The following is a 15,578-nucleotide window of genomic DNA, read 5'->3' as shown; positions in this document are numbered from 1 at the left end:
GTCACATTCCGAACCCGGAAGCTAAGCCCTCCAGCGCCGATGGTACTGCACCCGGGAGGGTGTGGGAGAGTAGGACACCGCCGGACATCTTCTCGATTTAGGGCCACCCCCACTGGGGGTGGCCCTAAACGCATTTGGGCTCCCTTAGCGCGGCCCAGCGTGGCCTTCGCGAGTCGTCGCACCGCCATAGACAAGGCAATGCCGTAGACAAGGCAATAGAAGAGTGGCTGGCTCACCCTTGCTGGGCGAAGCAGAGCCGCTGCGCGGTCCGTCCTGCCCCAGCCGGCCTGGACGGGAGCGATGAGGGGCGCTGCGGCATTACAGCCTTCAGATCGGTACAGGCCCCTGGACGACGGCCGTACCCGGATCTCCGTTCGGGACTCGACGGTGTGCCACGCCCGGGATCGGCATGGCCCGCCACACCCCTCGGCCTGCGCCTCTGATGCCAGGTGGGGAACGGCAGCGCCCGGGTGTTAATAGGGGTCCCCTGCTATGCACGAGGCGTTAGCAGGGGACCCTTCCTTACACGGAAAGCCCCGCCGGCGTGGGGCCGGCGGGGCCGTGATGGAGCTGGTGGAGGACGGACGTCAGGCGCCGGGCTCCTTGGCGCAGATGAAGCGCGGCTCGGCGCTGTACGTCCAGGTGAACTTCTCCCGCTTGACCACCTTGCCGTCCTTCTTGATGACCCGGAAGGCGTCCTGGGTGAAGCCCTGGCTGCCGCTGGCGGGGATGCAGGTCGGGCCCGGCTCCAGGTAGACCGTCTTGGACGACGTGATGTTGCGTCGCGGGCTGTACTCGGTCTTGACGCTGTCCCAGATCTTCGTGCTCCAGATCGACACGGTGATCGAGCTGCCCGTGTACGAGGTGTCGATCAGGAGGCCGTGGTCGGTGTTGTTGCGGAACTTGAAGTCGAGGTTGGGCCAGAAGATGGTCGACTCGATGACCGACGGGTAGCGGCTGAAGTAGTACGAGTGCGGCTTGTGCTCGACGTCTTCGAGGCCGGCGTAGTACGTGGCGTTGAACAGCGTGGTGGTGAACTGCGAGGTGCCGCCGCCTACGCCCGGCACCAGCTTGCCGTCCATGATGACTGGCGCGTCGCGGTAGCCCTGGGCGTAGCCGCGCTCACCGGTGTGCCCGTTGAGCGAGAACGTCTCGCCGGGCAGCACCACGGTGCCGTCCACCTTCTTGGCGATCGTCACGATGTTCTGGCTGCGCGCCGAGGAGAGGCCGCCGGTGAAGTTGGTGGTGAAGGAGGAGACCTTCTCCTTGATACCGAGGCCGCCCAGCTTCTCTGCGGTGAGCTTCGGCTTCTTCTCCGTCAGCTTCGCGGTGATCGTACGGTCCTCGGTGCGGGGCAGGACGGCCATCAGCTCGTCGCCCAGGCCGTCGGTGTCCACCTGCTGGCCGGCGCGCCCCTCGACCACCTTCGGCTTGCCGCCGGAAATGGTCATCGTGGCGTCCTTGGGCGCCACCTCGACCTCGTTCAGCCGGTTCCCCAGGGCGTCCCGCAGCCGCTTCATGTCGATGCTGGGCGTGAGCTTGCCCGTCTTGTCGGCTTTGAAGCGGAGGCCCTTCGCGATGGCCGCCGGCGGGATGTTCACCGAACCCCGGTCCGTGGTCAGCTTCACCGGTGCGGCGACCGCCGGCTCGGCCAGCTCGCGCACCAGACGGTCCACCTCCTCGGCGGAGGTGGCCGGGTGATTCTCCACCAGCGGCACCGTCACCGGCTGACCGCTCAACCAGCCCGCCTTGACCACGTCGGCGGAGTGCTCCGGGTCGACGGCGAGGCTCGGCTTGGGGTGACGCACCTTCGGCTTCGTGCCGGTGAACGTGATCGCCGGCATGGTCATCTTGCGGCCCTGGTCGCCGACGAGCTTCTCCAGCTCGGCTTCCAGCTTCGGCACGTCGACGGAGACCACCGGTTCGACCTGCCGCGAGCCGACCAGCCGGTCCACCGCGTGCGCGTCGGTGGACGCCGCAGCAGCCACCGTGGCGTCCACGTCGACGGTGAGCCCGACCTCGGCCGGGTTGATCTCGGCAGTCCGCTCGCCGATGCGTACCTGGATCGGGGCGGCGAGCTCGGCGGCGCGACGGTCGAGCTGTGCCCGCAACTCACGTGCCGCGTCGGTCCGGCTCCGCCCGCCGAGCTCGGTGCCCATCACGCTGGTGCCTCGGGGCACGTCACCGGCGTACGCCCAGACGGTGACCGCGCCCACCGAGGCGAGCACGGCTGTGGCCACCCCGGAGGCGAGGAGCAGGCGGAACCGGCGCGGCCGGGCCGGTGTACCCGGCGGGGCGGCGCTCGCCTCGGGCTCCGGCCGATCGTTCGGCCAGTTGACCGCGGTCACTTCCACGGTGGGCCGATCGTCGGCGGGGGGTTTCTTCTCGCCGTACAACGTCACAGCTACCTCTTCGGGGAACTACCGCAGGGGGATGGGACCCACCCGGAAGACAACTACGGTAACCAACGGTGCGGCCGGCGGGGAGTCCGAGTGACCCGTCAGTCGTCCGGAGAGCCTGCCCGGCAGGTCGGATCGGCTCTCACGGTCACTCCTGGTGACCGTTCATTCGTCGGCGGGTCAGCGGCGCTGCGACGGAAGACCAACCAGCCCATCACCAGCGCGGTTCGAGGAATGAGACCGTCATCGGATTCGGTGCCCCCTTTTTGGCCTGTGTTCCCGTTCCACTCGGACCAGACCGACTACGAGGTCTTCGACCGGGATCTGCGGCAGACCCGGGTGGCCGAGTTCAAGGGCACCGAGGACATCGACGGGCTTGAGGCGTACCGGTACGAGCAGGTCATCACCGACGAGAAGCTGCCGCTGCCGGCGGACCGGGTCGGCCTGCTGCTCGGTGCGCTCGCCCCCGGGTCGACCTCCGGCGACGTCGTCTACAGCAACATCCGTACGGTCTGGGTCGACCCGGTGACCGGCTCCTACCTCAAGGTGCGCGAGCAGCAGAAGAAGGTGCTGGTGCCGAACGCCGGTGCCCAGGTGACGCTGCTCGACGCCGACTTCTCCTACAACGACGAGACCGTGGCGGCCTCGGTGGAGCGGGCCAAGGAGAGCCGGGGCCAGCTCACCATCCTCGGCGTGTACGCGCCCCTCGGGCTCGCCGTACTCGGTGTGGCGATGATCCTGGTCGGACTCCTGGTCTCCCGCGACCGGGGCCGGAGTGGCCCGACCGGTCGGCATGCCGCCACCTCGGCGCCGACCCGGGTCGACCAGCCGGCGGTCCGCGACGACCAGCGGCAGAGCGGCCCGTTGTCCGACGAGATCCCGCCGGCGTCGACCAACTGGAAGTCCGACGAGCCCACCGTGCCGGGGCAGCGCTCCGCGCGCAGCGAATCCGACAAGAACTGATCCCGGTAGGCCGGAACGAACACGGGACGAGGGCGACCCTCGTCCCGTGTTCGCTGCTCAGAGCCGGTCCAGCGCCCGGCGCAGCGGGTCGAGCCCGAGAGCGCCCAGGTCGAGCGCCTGGCGGTGGAACTCCCGCAGGTCGAAGTCGGCGCCCTTGCGGACCTTGGCGTCCTCCCGGGCCTGGAGCCAGATCCGTTCGCCCACCTTGTACGAGGGCGCCTGCCCCGGCCAGCCCAGGTAGCGGTTGAGTTCGAAGCGCAGCATCTCGTCCGGCACCCGGCAGTGCGCCCGCAGGAACTCCCACCCCAGTTGCGGCGTCCAGCGCTCGCCGGGGTGGAAGTCGAACGGGTTGTCCGCAGGGATCTCCAGTTCGAGGTGCATGCCGATGTCGACGATCACCCGGGCGGCCCGGAACGCCTGACCGTCCAACATGCCGAGCTTGTCGCCCGGGTCCGCCAGGTAGCCCAGCTCGTCCATCAGGTTCTCGGCGTACAGGGCCCAGCCCTCGCCGTGGCCGGAGACCCAGCAGAGCAGCCGCTGCCAGCGGTTGAGCAGCTCCGCGCGGACGGCGGTCTGCCCCACCTGGAGGTGATGGCCGGGCACCCCCTCGTGGTAGACCGTGGTCACCTCCCGCCAGGTGGAGAACTCGGTCAGGTCCTGCGGCACCGCCCACCACATCCGGCCCGGCCGGCTGAAGTCCTCGCTCGGACCGGTGTAGTAGATCGCGCCGTCACTGGTCGGCGCGATCATGCACTCGATCCGCCGCACCTGCTCCGGGATGTCGAAGTGGGTGCCGTTCAGGTCGCTGATCGCCTGCTCGGCCAGCCCCTGCATCCAGTCGCGGAACGCCTCCTTGCCCCGGATCGTGCGGGCCGGGTCGGCATCCAGCTTGGCCACCGCCTCGTCGATCGTGGCACCCGGTCCCGCGATCTGCGCCGCCACCGTCCGCATCTCGGCCTCCAGGCGGGCCAGCTCCGCGAACCCCCAGGCGTACGTCTCGTCCAGGTCGACGCGGGCGCCGAGGAAGTACTGCGAGGCCAGCTCGTAGCGGTCCCGCCCGGCGGCCTGCTTCTCCCGGCCGTGCGGGGCCAGCTCGGCGCGCAGGAAGTGCCCGAACTCGGCGGTCGCCGCGGTGGCCGCCGCCGCACCCCGGCGCAACTCCGCGTCGAGGGCACCATCGGCACCCAGCCGCTCGACGAGCCCGTGGAAGACGTTGTCGCCGTCCGGGTCCACCCAGGTGTCGCACTGCTTGGCCACCTCAAGCAACTGCACCCGCGAGCTGACGTGTCCAGCGGCGGCCGCCTCGCGCAGCGTGGTCTTGTAGGACTCCAACGCACCGGCGAAGAGGTTCAGCCGGGCGGCGATGTCGGCCTGCGCCTGCTCGCCCTCCTGCGGCATCAGGTCGAAGACCATCCGGATCTCGTGCAGCCCGGAGGTGATGACGCTGACCTCGCTGCTCGTCTCGCCGCTGTCGTAGCGCGCGAGGTCCAGGCCGAGCCGCTCCTGCATCGCCTCCTGGGCGGTGCGTTCGGCCTCCGACTGCGGCTCGACGGCGTCGAGCTCGGCCAGGGTGCGCCGGCTCAGGTCGGCGCGGGCGGCGTACCCGTCGGGTGACAGGTCGTCGAGCTGGTCGTCGTGCCCGGAGATGCCGACCATGGTCGCGCCGGCCGGACTCAGCGCCGCCCAGTCGGCGACGTACCGGTTCGCGAGGTCATCGATTCGTCCCACGCAGCGAACCCTACGTGACCCGTCCGGCAGGGTGACGGCGCTGCTTGCCGTGTCCGACCGCTCAGCCGTGGGTCCAGGCGACCAGGTCCTCGGCCGACCAACCGTTGACCACCCGATTGACGGGTACGCCGCAGCGGGCCGCCCGCTCGCAGCCGAAACGCTGCCAGTCGAGCTGCCCCGGCGCGTGCGCGTCGGTGTTGATCGCGAACAGGCAGCCGGCTTCCAGTGCCCGCCGGATCAACCGCTTCGGCGGATCCTGCCGCTCCGGCCGAGAGTTGATCTCCACTGCGGTGCGGTGTTTCACGCAGGCGGCGAAGACGGCATCGGCGTCGAAGTCGCTCTCCGCGCGGGTACGGGCCCGATGCCCCCGGTCACCGGGTCCGGTCACCCCCGCCGGACGCGACGACACCATGCGCCCGGTGCAGTGGCCGAGGATGTCCAGGTGCGGGTTGGCGACGGCGGCCACCATCCGGCGGGTCATCTTCGCCCGGTCGTCGTTGAGGCCGCTGTGCACCGATCCGACCACCACGTCCAGCCGGGCCAGCAACTCCTCCTCCTGGTCGAGCGAGCCGTCGGCGAGGATGTCGACCTCGATGCCGGTGAGGATCCGGAAGCCCTCCGGCAGCGCCTCGTTGAGCTGCGCCACGTGGTCGAGCTGGCGGCGCAGCCGATCCGCGGTCAGTCCCCGGGCCACCTTCAACCGGGGCGAGTGGTCGGTCAGCACCAGATACTCGTGACCCAGCTCGACCGCGGCCAGCGCCATCTCCTCGATCGGTGACCCGCCGTCGGACCAGTCCGAGTGGGTGTGGCAGTCACCGCGCAGCGCGCTGCGCAACGCGGCGGCCTCGGCGTCCAGGTCGGTGCCCTCGGTGGCGACCAGCCGACGCAGGTAGACCGGTTCCTCACCGGCCAGCGACTCGGTGACGCACCGGGCGGTGACGTCGCCGACCCCGGCCAGCTCGGTGAGCGTGCCGCTGCGGGCCCGCTCGGCCAGCTCGGCGGGGGGCAGCGCGGCCAGTGCGTTCGCCGCCGACCGGAAGGCCCGGACCCGGTAGGTGGCCTCGTTGGCACGCTCCAGCAGGAACGCGATCCGGCGCAGATCAGCAACGGCATCACGCATGTACTGCAAACTACGCGTCCGCGCCGCCGGTCGGGGTGTGACCGGCGGCGCGGAGTGCGGGTGTCAGCGGATCAGGAGTACGGCAGGCGTACCACCGAGCGGTTACCGACGCCCAGCGTGCTGGGGTTGTTGCCGATCGCGGACCAGACCTCCACCCGGACCGTGCCGCCGCGCAGGTTGCCGAGGCTGCCGGTGCTGGAGTGCAGTCCGGCCGCCTGGGTGTAGGTCTCCCAGCCGGGCACCGGGTCGGTGGCGAAGTAGCGGTACGTCTCCACCCGTTCCCAGCTCCCGTTACCGGTCAGGTCGTACGAGACACGTACCTGCACCCCGTTGCCGACCGCGTTGCCGGCGTCGAGGAGGAGGTCGAACGCGGTCTGTCCGCCGGTGTGGTTGAGGTTGAGCCCGGTCGCGGTGAACACCGACGGGTTGGTCGGCGTGCCGTCCCGGTTGGTGCCGCCGGCGCTGGCCACGGTCGTGGTCCCGGCGGTGCCGGCCGTACCCAGTCCACCGCCGGCGAGCAGGTAGCGGGTCGGCTGACCCGAGCCCGGCGGGTTCGTCGGCGTCGGAGTCGGGGTGGGAGTGGGCGTGGGCGTCGGAGTCGGGGTCGGGGTGGGCGTCGGGCCCGGCGGTACGCCCCCGCCGGCACTGCCACCGCTCCAGGTGTGCGCGCCACTGGTGGCGGTACGTCCGGCGGCCACCGTGAGCTGCGTACCGTCGGAGAACCGTACGGTCAGCGGGGTGGCGGAGATGTTGCTGGCCACGTATGTGCGGGCGCCGTTGCGGTTGAAGACGGCGGCCAGCGGGTGGTCGGCGGTGATCCCGGTGTCGACCCGGCCCAGCCCGGCGAGGTTGCGGATCCAGTGGAAGGTGTGTGCCCGGCTCTCGCCCTCCTCCGGTGTGTAACCGGGGTTGGCGCGCAGTTTCGCCAGCGCCGAGTCGGCGTCACCGAGGGCGAGGAACTGCCAGTGGATGTCCTGCCACACGGTGGGTTCGCCGCCGTTGTTGCGGACCAGCTCCTGGTACTTGATGGAGTTGTAGTTCGGGTGGTAGCCCAGGTACAGGTGGCCGCCGGTGATCGGCAGCAGGTTGATGCCCTGGATCATCTCCGGCTCGGCGCTGAACCAGGTGGCGTACGCTCCGCCGTCGCCCCAGACCATGCCCACGTTCGAGTGCCCGAACCCGGCCGGGAAGTTCTCGTCGTTGACGTCGAACCAGTACTCGTGGATTGCCGCCGCCTGGGTGGTGTAGATGAAGATGCCGGCGTCCCGGACCGCGGTGTTGCCGGTGGCCTGCCCCCACTGGATCAGGGCGTTGGCGAAGTTCATCCCCTCGGACGACGACTCCTGGTTGTTGCCGCTGGCGAACGAGCCGTGCCCGGAGGCCCAGTCGTGCCCGGCGTAGATGTCGAAGTCACGCAGGTACGGGAAGCGGGTGTCGTTCCGGTCGTAGTTGTTGGCGTCCCGGATCAACAGGTCGATCATGCCGCCGTACTGGTCCTGTCGGGCCCAGGACGGGTCGAACTTGGCCAGCGTCGCGGCGGCGGCGATGTAGTAGCCGTAGTGGAAGTGGTGGTCGTTGAGCTCCTGGTCGGAGCCGTACGAGGCGGGGTAGCCGATCAGGGTGCCCCACCGCTGGTCGTAGTAAAAGAGGCGCTCGGTCTCGCCGGGTGAGGCGGTGAGCCAGTCGTTGAGCGTGGACCGGATGGCGTTCAGCGCCGAGGTGCGGGTCTCGGTGTCGCCGACCAGGTCGGCGATCTCGGCGATCCGGGAGGCCCGGCCGAGGCCCTTGCCGGTCCAGTAGGTGTCGCCGCCGCGCTGGTCCATCGGGTTGCTCCGGGCCGCCGCGAGGTGCTGCCGCAGCGTGGTCAGGTCGGCACCGGCGCCGGTGGCCACCGCCGGTAGCTCGGGCAGTACGCCGTGGAAGCGCATCGAGGTGCGGAACTCGCCGACACCGGTGAGCACCTTCATCCGGCCGCGCGCCGAGGGGTAGGTCGGTGCGATCGGGGTGGCACCGGTCAGCGACTTCCACTGGTGCGGGTAGAGACTGACCACGGTCCGCGTCTCGGTGCCCTCGCGCGGGGTGGTGGTGAAGGTGTAGCGGGTCTCCACCCGGCTGGTCGACTGGTTGTAGGTGTAGCCGACCCGGGTGCCGGTGACGTGGGCGTGCGCGTACTGGCCGTAGGTGGTGGCGAGTTGGGCGCGGGCCGTGGCGTCGGTGGTGGCCGGGAGCAGGGCGACCGAGAAGTAGCCGCGTCCGGCGAGGTTGGAGCTGATCCGGGTACCGCTCACGGTCCAGGTGGCGCCGGACGGCGCGTACGCGACGTAGTCGTGGCCCCGGACGCTGAAGCTGATCCGGCCGGCGCTGTTGGAGAAGACCGTGAAGCCGCCGCCGTTCGCGTTGATCACCGCGTCACCGCCGGTGGTGCGGAAGTACGCGAACGGCAGGCCGTGCCCGATGGTGGCGCGCAGGGTGCGGGTGCCGTCGCTCCAGTACGGGGTGACCGTCCAGTCCGTCCAGTCGGCGACCCGGACGAGCGGTGCGGCGAGGCCGGCCACGCCGACCCGGATGTCCTCGACGTAGGGGTACTTGTACTCGCCGACGCCGGTCGCGGTGCCGCTGATGGCGGCCACGGACTCGGCGGAGAAGCCGAGCCCGTCGGTGACCGGCCGGTAGGAGGCCGGGTGGGCGTGCAGCGGCTCGCTGAACGAGCAGTTCAGCCGCTTCCACAGCAGCGAGGACCACCAGTCGTTGGTGGGGATCGGGCCCGGCGGCGCGTCGGCGGTGGCGAACTGCCGAGGGTTGGTGGTCATGTCGCCGCAGCCGCTGGGCAGCGGGCCGACGGGGGTGGTGGTGTAGCTGCCGGCGCCGACGGGCGCGGCCTGTGCGGGGGAGGTGGCGGTGACGGCCAGCCCGCCGAGGACGAGGGCTGCTGCGGCGGTGGCGGCCAGCAGCCGATGACGGGTACGGCGTGGGACGGGAGGTCGCATCTTTCCTCCATGGCGCGCCGGTCGGCGGCGCGTTTCGTCGTCGTTTGGGGGGTTGGTTCCATGAGAGAGCGCTCTCTCGTTGTTACGCGACGGTAGTTCACCGGCACGACCTGCGTCAATGTGTCGGACTGATGAAATGCGGATGACGCCGGACGGGACGTCTCCGGCTCAGCGCGCCGGCGGCCGCTCCGGGCAGCCGTTCTTGCGGTGCCAGGCCGCCACCTTCGCCGCCGGCTCGCGGTTGCCACCCTTACGCCACGAGTCGAGGTACGGCGCCGGCCAGATCACGCCCCGGCGGATCCACCAGCCGTCCTCGCCCAGGCACGGCGGGGAGATGCCGAAGTGCAGGTGGCACACGTTGTTGGCGTTGCCGGTCCGGCCCACGGTGCCGAGCTGCTGCCCGGCGCGTACCCGCACGCCCGGCGCGATGTCGTCGGCGATCTCGGTCAGGTGCGAGCCGTAGTAACGCACACCGTCGTCACCGAGCACCGACACCGACAGGCCACCGTTGTACGGCCCCTGCGGCCCCTGCTTGTCGTACCGGTCCCGGCGGCTGACCTCGCCGATCGTGCCGTCGGTGACCGCCACGAAGGGTTCGCCGCAGTCGGCGAAGATGTCGGTGCCCGGGTACGCCGAGTGGGTCGGGTGGTAGGCCACCTTCGTCGCGCGTACCGGGAAGACGTGCCGGAGCCCGGCGCGGGTCGGACTCGCGGTCGCCGCCGGCTGGTCCGCGGTGTCCGGCGTCGCGCCGGTCGGTGCCGGCGCGGCCGGTGGCGGTGCCGCCTCGCCGGTGATCGGCGGTGCGGGCGAACCGGTCGGCGGCACCACGCGCGGGGGAGGGGGCGTCCCGCAGCCGGTGGCGGCGAGCATCGGCACGAGCAGCAGCGCGGCGTACGCGCGACGGCGCCCGATCGTCAGCGAGACCATCGGGCCATCCTGACAGGTATCGCCTACGGTGGGTGGACGACGTCCACGCGTGGGAGGAGTGGCAGGGATGATGCCGTACAGCCCCTCGGGCCTCTTCCCGTCGGGGCGTCCGCCGCGCCCCACCTATCGCGAGCCGCACCCGGTCAGCGGTGCCGGTGTCGCGTCGGGAGCGGTCGGCGCGCTCGCCTGGCTGGGCCTGTTCGCCCTACTCGGACGCAGCCTCGCCGGGTACGCCTGGTGGACCCTGCTCGCCGGTGGCGTGGCCTGGCTTGCCGCCCTGGTGCTGGTCCGCTTCGGCGACCGGGGAGCGGCCGCCGGCATCGCGATCGTCACCGCCGGAGGCTGGAGCATCGCCACCGTCGCGGTCGTCACCCGCTGGGCGGCCAGCGGCGACTGGCCGCTCTGGTAGCGCGGACGCCGGACCCGGCGCGACGGTGTCGAGCAGCGGCGACGGCCGCCACCGGCGGTGACTGCGCTGCGTTGTTGTGCAGGCACCGAAACCCGTCTTGACTCGGCCGCCGTGACTCGGCACGCTCCCGGTATGGCCTGGACCACTCCGCGGCTCGATCCGGATCGCAGCCGTCGCCGCATGCAGCTCCTGGCGCAGTTGGCGGACGCCCGCTCGGTGCGCGAACGCGAGCGGCCACAGCGGGCACGCACCGAGCGGCTCCGCCAGCTGATCGCCACCCGCCGTCGCCTGACCGGCTGACCGGCGCCCGTCACTTTCCCCAGGAATGACCGGCCCTTCGGGGCGTTGACCGGTCGCCTGCCGACCCGACCGGCTAACGTGCACGCGTAACGGGTCGGCGTGTGCTGTGCCGAGGCTACTTGGGGGAACCGTGTCGTACTTCGCTGCGGCCGTCGTGCGCGAGAAGGGCGGCTGGACGGCCGCTGAGCTGAGTCTGCGGGGGGCCGCCGACGTCGACGAGGTGGCCGAGCGTCTCCGTGACCTCGCCCCCGACGCGGACCTGTCGCTGTTGTTCGTCGAGGCGGACGACACCTACCTGGTCATCCTCCGCCTGGACGAGGGCGAGGACCTGCGGGTCTTCGGCTCCGACTCGGCGTACGCCGAGGAGTCCCGGCTGGGCGGCCTGCTGGTCGGAGACCTCAAGACGTCGGTCACCGGGCTGGACGACACCGAGGAGGTACGCCCGGCGGCGACCAGCGGTGGCGACGACAACGAGCAACCCGCCGTCGACCCGGAGGCGGACCCGGTCGGCGAGGCGGATCTCCTCACCGACCTGGGCATCCCCGCGCAGCGGCTGCTCGCGCTCTGCGCCCACGAGGGCATGATGCCCGCCGACGTCACCGCCGAGGTGTGCCAGGTGCTCGGCTGCGTGGACGACGTCGAGGAGTTGCGTGAGGTCTGAGCCCGTCGAGGGTGCGCCGGGGTCCGGCGGCGGTGGACCGGTCGACGCGACCGACCCGGCACTGGAGACGGTCCGGCCCGGCCAACCCACTCCCGGCGCGGTCGGCCGGGTGGGGCCGGGAGCGCACGAGGCGCTCGCCGACCTGACCGGCACTGGCCGACGACAGCGGCACGAACTCTGGATGCGTCGGGCGCTGGAGATCGCCGTGACCGGTGCTGCCGTTCCGGCTGCCGGCGTCGCACCCGTCCCGGTCGACGCCGATGCGGCCGTACCGATCGACGATGTGCCGGTGGGCGCGGTGCTCTACGGGCCCGACGGCGCCGAGCTGGCGATCGGCCGCAACGAGCGGGAGCTGACCGGTGACCCGACCGCGCACGCCGAGGTGCTGGCGCTGCGCCGGGCCGCGCAGCGGCTGGGCCGGTGGCGGTTGGACGGCTGCACGCTGGTGGTGACCCTGGAGCCCTGCACCATGTGCGCGGGCGCGTTGGTGCTGGCCCGGGTCTCGACCGTGGTCTTCGGCGCGTGGGAGCCGAAGACCGGGGCCGCCGGCTCGCTCTGGGACGTGCTCCGCGACCGCCGACTCAACCACCGCCCCGAGGTCTACGGCGGCGTGCTGGAGGCGGAGAACGCCGCCGTCCTGCGCGCCTTCTTCCGCTGACGCCACCGCGTATCGCGGACGGGGTGTGTGCTACCGCGTGTCGCGGCCCGGTCGGGCGCTGCGTGTCGCCGCTGATCCCTGTCGGGCGGTGCCGTCCGAGGCGTCAGGCCGAGGTCGGGCGGAGCAGCGTGTCAGCCACCGCCCGGGCCGCCTCCGTCCACGGTGTCGGGCGCATGGTCGCTGGGTCCACCCGGACGATGACCCGCCGCCCCTGGGCGTACGTGGTGGTGTCGTCGTCCAGGGAGTGGAACCGGAAGGCGTACACGGCGCTGCTGGTGCCGAAGTGTTCCAGCCAGAAGTGCACGGCGATCGGGCCGGTGCCGGTGACCGGCGCGCGGTAGGTGATGCTGAACTCGCGGACCGCATGGAACACGTCCGGCGTGGTGGCCCGTCCAGCGCGGTAGGCCACCCCCCGATCCGACCAGTACGCGGTGATCGCCCGCTCGAGCAGCAACGCGTACCGGGCGTTGTGCAGCAGACCGAGCGCGTCGAGGTCGTCGAAGTGCACCATGGGCTGCCCGACGTGGCCGTACGTGACGGCGGACTGGTCGGCGAGGGCGTGTGTCATCAGGGGCCTTCCGGTAGGAGGGTGGGATCGGGGCACAGCGCCCGCAGACGGGCCAGTACGCCCCGGCGGGCGTGTCGGTAGGTGGTGTCCGGGTCGAGCAGCCGCGAGCGCATCGCCGCCGCGATCCCGTACGCGTCGATCTCGTACGCCAGCAACGCGACGTCCAGGTCGGCGGGGAGTTCGCCCAGCTCGACGGCCTCCCGCACGAGCCGCTCCAGGAACTGTGTCCAGGCGGCGAAGACCTCGGCGAGGCGATCCCGGACCGCTCCGGGCCGGGCGTTGAACTCGAACTCGGTGGTGGCGAAGAAGCAGCCGCCGGGCAGCACCCGCGCGGTGTAGAAGTCGATCCGCGCCTCGTGCAACGCCCGGATGCGGCGTACGCCCCGGGGCGCGCGCAGGGCCGGCGCGACGATCCGTTCCTGCCACTGCGCGACCGCCCGGTCGATGGTGGCGAGTTGCAGGGCCTCCTTGGACCGCCAGTGCGCGAAGAGGCCGGACTTGCTCACGCCGAGGGAGTCGGCGAGGTGCCCGAGGGAGAGGCCGTCGAGCCCGTTGGCAGAGGCCAGGCTGACAGCGGCGTCCAGCACTGCGGTGCGGGTGCGCTCGCCCCGGGCGAGCCGGCCGTCGACGGTCATACGGCGACCCTACTAAAGAAGACCGACCGGTCGTATTTATTTATGTGGTGACCATCGTCACCGGCCCTGACGTGCCGCGTCCCGCCACCGCGAGGCGGTGACGGGACGGTGGATGCGGCTGCCGCAGTGCTGGCGCTGGCGGCGGTGCTGACGGCAGCGGCGCTGGATGCGGCGGCGTCGGATGCGGCGGCGCGGTGTTCAGGCGATGATCGTGTCCAGCGCGATCTCGACCATCTGGCTGAACGTCTGCTCACGCTCCTGCGAGGTGGTCTTCTCGCCGGTCTTGATGTGGTCGCTGACCGTCAACAGCGTCAACGCCCGCGCCTTGAACCGCGCGGCGATCGTGTACAGCGCGGCCGACTCCATCTCCACCGCCAGCACGCCGTACTGCGCCAGGCTGTCGTAGAGGTCCGGCCGGTCGGTGTAGAAGGCGTCCGCCGCCAGGATCGGCCCCACCCGCATCGCCACGCCGCGCCGCTCGGCCACCTCCACCGAGGTACGCAGCAGCCCGAAGTCGGCCACCGGGGCGTAGTCGATCAACCCGTCGAACCGCATCCGGTTCATGTTCGAGTCGGTCGACGACCCGATCGCCGCGATCACGTCACGCAGCTTCAGGTCCTCGGTCAGGGCACCGCAGGAGCCGACCCGGATCAGCGACGTCACGCCGTACTCGTTGACCAGCTCGTGCGCATAGATCGAGGCCGACGGCATGCCCATCCCCGAGCCCTGCACGGAAACCTCGACACCGTTCCAGCGCCCGGTGAAGCCCAACATCCCCCGAACCGTCGAGTAGCAGGTCGCGCCCTCGAGGTAGGTCTCCGCGATCCACTTGGCCCGCAGGGGGTCACCCGGCATCAGGACCCGCTCGGCGATCTCGCCCGGCTTCGCGCCGATGTGCGTACTCATGGCAGAGATCCTGCCAGGCCCACCTGCCCGGGACCGGTTCGGCGTCGGAACCGACAGTCCTGTACCCTCGTCGGCGGTGGCGTGTCCGAGTGGCCTAAGGAGCACGCCTCGAAAGCGTGTGAGGGTTTACGCCCTCCGCGGGTTCAAATCCCGCCGCCACCGCTCGTGAACAGCGAGAACGCCCGGTCGATCCGCAGGGATCGGCCGGGCGTTCCGCTTGTGGTCTCAGTTTCGGTCTCAGTCGGCTTGGTCGAGCCGCGCAAGCTGGTTGAATAGCCCACCATGCCCGCCGAGTCGCCTGGGCGGGCATGGTGGCCGAGCCGGAGCTAGGCCGGGGGAATCACTTGCCGGACTTGTTCTTGGTCGGGTCGACCAGCTTCGACGGGCCGCCGTTCGGAGTGGGCGGCATCCGGTGGCCCTTCGGCACGGTCACCTCAGGGCCACCCTTGACCGGCTTGTACTGACCGCTTTTGGGAGCGGGGGTGCCCGGGTTGACCACCACCGGCTTCGCAGCCGGGCGGGCGGCGGGCTTGGCAGCCGGGCGGGCGGCGGGCTTGCTCGCCCCCGACGACGGCTTCGCGGCCTTGTTCGCCACTTGCTCTCCTTTTGGTTGAGCACGGCGGGCAACCTGCGGAGAATTTCACTCCTCTGAGGTCTCGCGTGAGACATCAGCCGGTGATAACGTCGCCGGTCTACTGCCAGGTAGAAACGACGACGACCCGGTAGGGCTGCCCGGAGAACCGGCACCCTGCCGGGTCTTCATGCTGTCTTGCTCGGGTCACCGTACTCGGCGGTCGGGTAGGCAGCAAGAAGGTCATCGCCTCAGAGTGGCAGATATTGTGGTGCCGGAAGAATGTCGTACCCACATGTAGTGGGTCTCGGGTCGGGCCGTGGCCTGTGGATAACGGCGCGACGGGCGGCGCTTCGCACACCTGTTCCATTTGGAGAAACCCCTGCTTGGGGGTGGTCAAGCCATCGATGAGCCGGGATGAATTTTGTTCTGGGGCCTGTGGAGGGTGATGTGGGTATGTTGTGCGCCGACCCTTTCGGCCTGTGGATACTTCGGTCGATCGCATTGATGGGCGCAACTTTCGATGCGGCTTTTACGGCGCGTCTAGGCCAAGTCAGGCAAAAGCCGTGATAGCGGCTCGGAGTCGACCGGCAGTTCGCCGGCCGACCCCGAACGCGGAAGGATCTCTCGCCGAGATGGGCTAGCCGGACCCACCGGCTAGTGCCGTGACCACGAACGTTCACGGTGTTGGATGACACGCCGTCTGGCCTGTCGGCCGGGTGGCGTCGTGGCGGTCAGGCTGTGGC

General features: G+C 70.7%; 14 protein-coding genes, 1 tRNA gene and 1 rRNA gene. 7 read left to right on the top strand and 9 right to left on the bottom strand.

Features of this window, described 5'->3' with window-relative positions:
- Positions 1-86, top strand: a 5S ribosomal RNA gene (rrf, locus tag ACIBO1_RS32045); the annotation flags it as partial.
- 501 nt (positions 87-587) lie between these two features.
- Here rrf and ACIBO1_RS32040 read toward each other — a convergent pair.
- The gene (locus tag ACIBO1_RS32040; protein WP_396753014.1) at positions 588-2,402 is read right to left on the bottom strand and encodes a VanW family protein; all 1,815 of its coding nucleotides are present in this window, start codon (positions 2,400-2,402) and stop codon (positions 588-590) included.
- Positions 2,403-2,492: 90 nt separating this feature from the next.
- Here ACIBO1_RS32040 and ACIBO1_RS32035 point away from each other — a divergent pair, with 90 nt between their 5' ends.
- Positions 2,493-3,362, top strand: a complete 870-nt coding sequence (locus ACIBO1_RS32035) for a DUF3068 domain-containing protein (RefSeq protein WP_396753012.1) — start codon at positions 2,493-2,495, stop codon at positions 3,360-3,362.
- Between the two features lie 57 nt (positions 3,363-3,419).
- Here the strand turns inward: ACIBO1_RS32035 and ACIBO1_RS32030 are convergent, their stop codons facing one another.
- The 4 genes from ACIBO1_RS32030 to ACIBO1_RS32015 form a co-directional block, all read right to left on the bottom strand.
- Positions 3,420-5,090, bottom strand: a complete 1,671-nt coding sequence (locus ACIBO1_RS32030; protein WP_396753010.1) for a DUF885 domain-containing protein — start codon at positions 5,088-5,090, stop codon at positions 3,420-3,422.
- A gap of 61 nt (positions 5,091-5,151) precedes the next feature.
- A complete protein-coding gene (locus tag ACIBO1_RS32025; protein WP_396753008.1) occupies positions 5,152-6,210 on the bottom strand; it encodes a PHP domain-containing protein in 1,059 nt (352 codons plus the stop codon).
- Between the two features lie 71 nt (positions 6,211-6,281).
- Positions 6,282-9,197 (bottom strand): glycosyl hydrolase, encoded by a 2,916-nt coding sequence (locus ACIBO1_RS32020; RefSeq protein ID WP_396753006.1) that lies wholly within the window; start codon positions 9,195-9,197, stop codon positions 6,282-6,284.
- 168 nt (positions 9,198-9,365) lie between these two features.
- The gene (locus tag ACIBO1_RS32015) at positions 9,366-10,067 is read right to left on the bottom strand and encodes a M23 family metallopeptidase (protein ID WP_396753016.1); all 702 of its coding nucleotides are present in this window, start codon (positions 10,065-10,067) and stop codon (positions 9,366-9,368) included.
- A gap of 124 nt (positions 10,068-10,191) precedes the next feature.
- Between ACIBO1_RS32015 and ACIBO1_RS32010 the strand changes: the two genes are divergently transcribed.
- The 4 genes from ACIBO1_RS32010 (at position 10,192) to ACIBO1_RS31995 (ending at position 12,152) form a co-directional block, all read left to right on the top strand.
- On the top strand, positions 10,192-10,533 hold the full coding sequence (locus ACIBO1_RS32010) for a hypothetical protein (RefSeq protein WP_350698761.1): 342 nt from the start codon (positions 10,192-10,194) through the stop codon (positions 10,531-10,533).
- A gap of 132 nt (positions 10,534-10,665) precedes the next feature.
- Complete coding sequence (locus tag ACIBO1_RS32005; protein WP_162854368.1) at positions 10,666-10,833, top strand: hypothetical protein; 168 nt, start codon at positions 10,666-10,668, stop codon at positions 10,831-10,833.
- A gap of 130 nt (positions 10,834-10,963) precedes the next feature.
- Positions 10,964-11,494: a tRNA adenosine deaminase-associated protein gene (locus tag ACIBO1_RS32000; protein ID WP_350698759.1), complete on the top strand. Its 531-nt coding sequence runs from the start codon at positions 10,964-10,966 to the stop codon at positions 11,492-11,494.
- Positions 11,484-12,152, top strand: coding sequence for a nucleoside deaminase (locus ACIBO1_RS31995; RefSeq protein WP_396753003.1), 669 nt, complete (start codon positions 11,484-11,486; stop codon positions 12,150-12,152). Before ACIBO1_RS32000 ends, ACIBO1_RS31995 begins: the two co-directional genes overlap by 11 nt.
- 103 nt (positions 12,153-12,255) lie before the next feature.
- On the opposite strand, the gene ACIBO1_RS31990 is transcribed toward ACIBO1_RS31995, so the two are convergent.
- From ACIBO1_RS31990 to deoD, 3 genes are all read right to left on the bottom strand, one after another.
- On the bottom strand, positions 12,256-12,720 hold the full coding sequence (locus ACIBO1_RS31990) for an acyl-CoA thioesterase (protein WP_396753001.1): 465 nt from the start codon (positions 12,718-12,720) through the stop codon (positions 12,256-12,258).
- Positions 12,720-13,355 (bottom strand): TetR/AcrR family transcriptional regulator, encoded by a 636-nt coding sequence (locus tag ACIBO1_RS31985; RefSeq protein WP_396752999.1) that lies wholly within the window; start codon positions 13,353-13,355, stop codon positions 12,720-12,722. Before ACIBO1_RS31985 ends, ACIBO1_RS31990 begins: the two co-directional genes overlap by 1 nt.
- A 198-nt stretch (positions 13,356-13,553) precedes the next feature.
- Positions 13,554-14,261, bottom strand: coding sequence for a purine-nucleoside phosphorylase (gene deoD, locus ACIBO1_RS31980; protein ID WP_350698752.1), 708 nt, complete (start codon positions 14,259-14,261; stop codon positions 13,554-13,556).
- A 75-nt stretch (positions 14,262-14,336) separates the two neighbouring features.
- On the opposite strand from deoD, the gene ACIBO1_RS31975 reads away from it, so the two are divergent.
- Positions 14,337-14,423, top strand: a tRNA-Ser gene (locus tag ACIBO1_RS31975).
- 178 nt (positions 14,424-14,601) lie between these two features.
- On the opposite strand, the gene ACIBO1_RS31970 is transcribed toward ACIBO1_RS31975, so the two are convergent.
- Positions 14,602-14,856: a hypothetical protein gene (locus ACIBO1_RS31970; RefSeq protein WP_089003002.1), complete on the bottom strand. Its 255-nt coding sequence runs from the start codon at positions 14,854-14,856 to the stop codon at positions 14,602-14,604.
- Between the last annotated feature and the right edge of the window lie 722 nt (positions 14,857-15,578).

The organism is Micromonospora sp. NPDC049903 (assembly GCF_044460945.1).
Taxonomy (GTDB): domain Bacteria; phylum Actinomycetota; class Actinomycetes; order Mycobacteriales; family Micromonosporaceae; genus Micromonospora.
The sequence above is the reverse complement of the archived record's forward strand: the minus strand, read 5'-3'. Positions and strand labels throughout refer to the sequence as shown.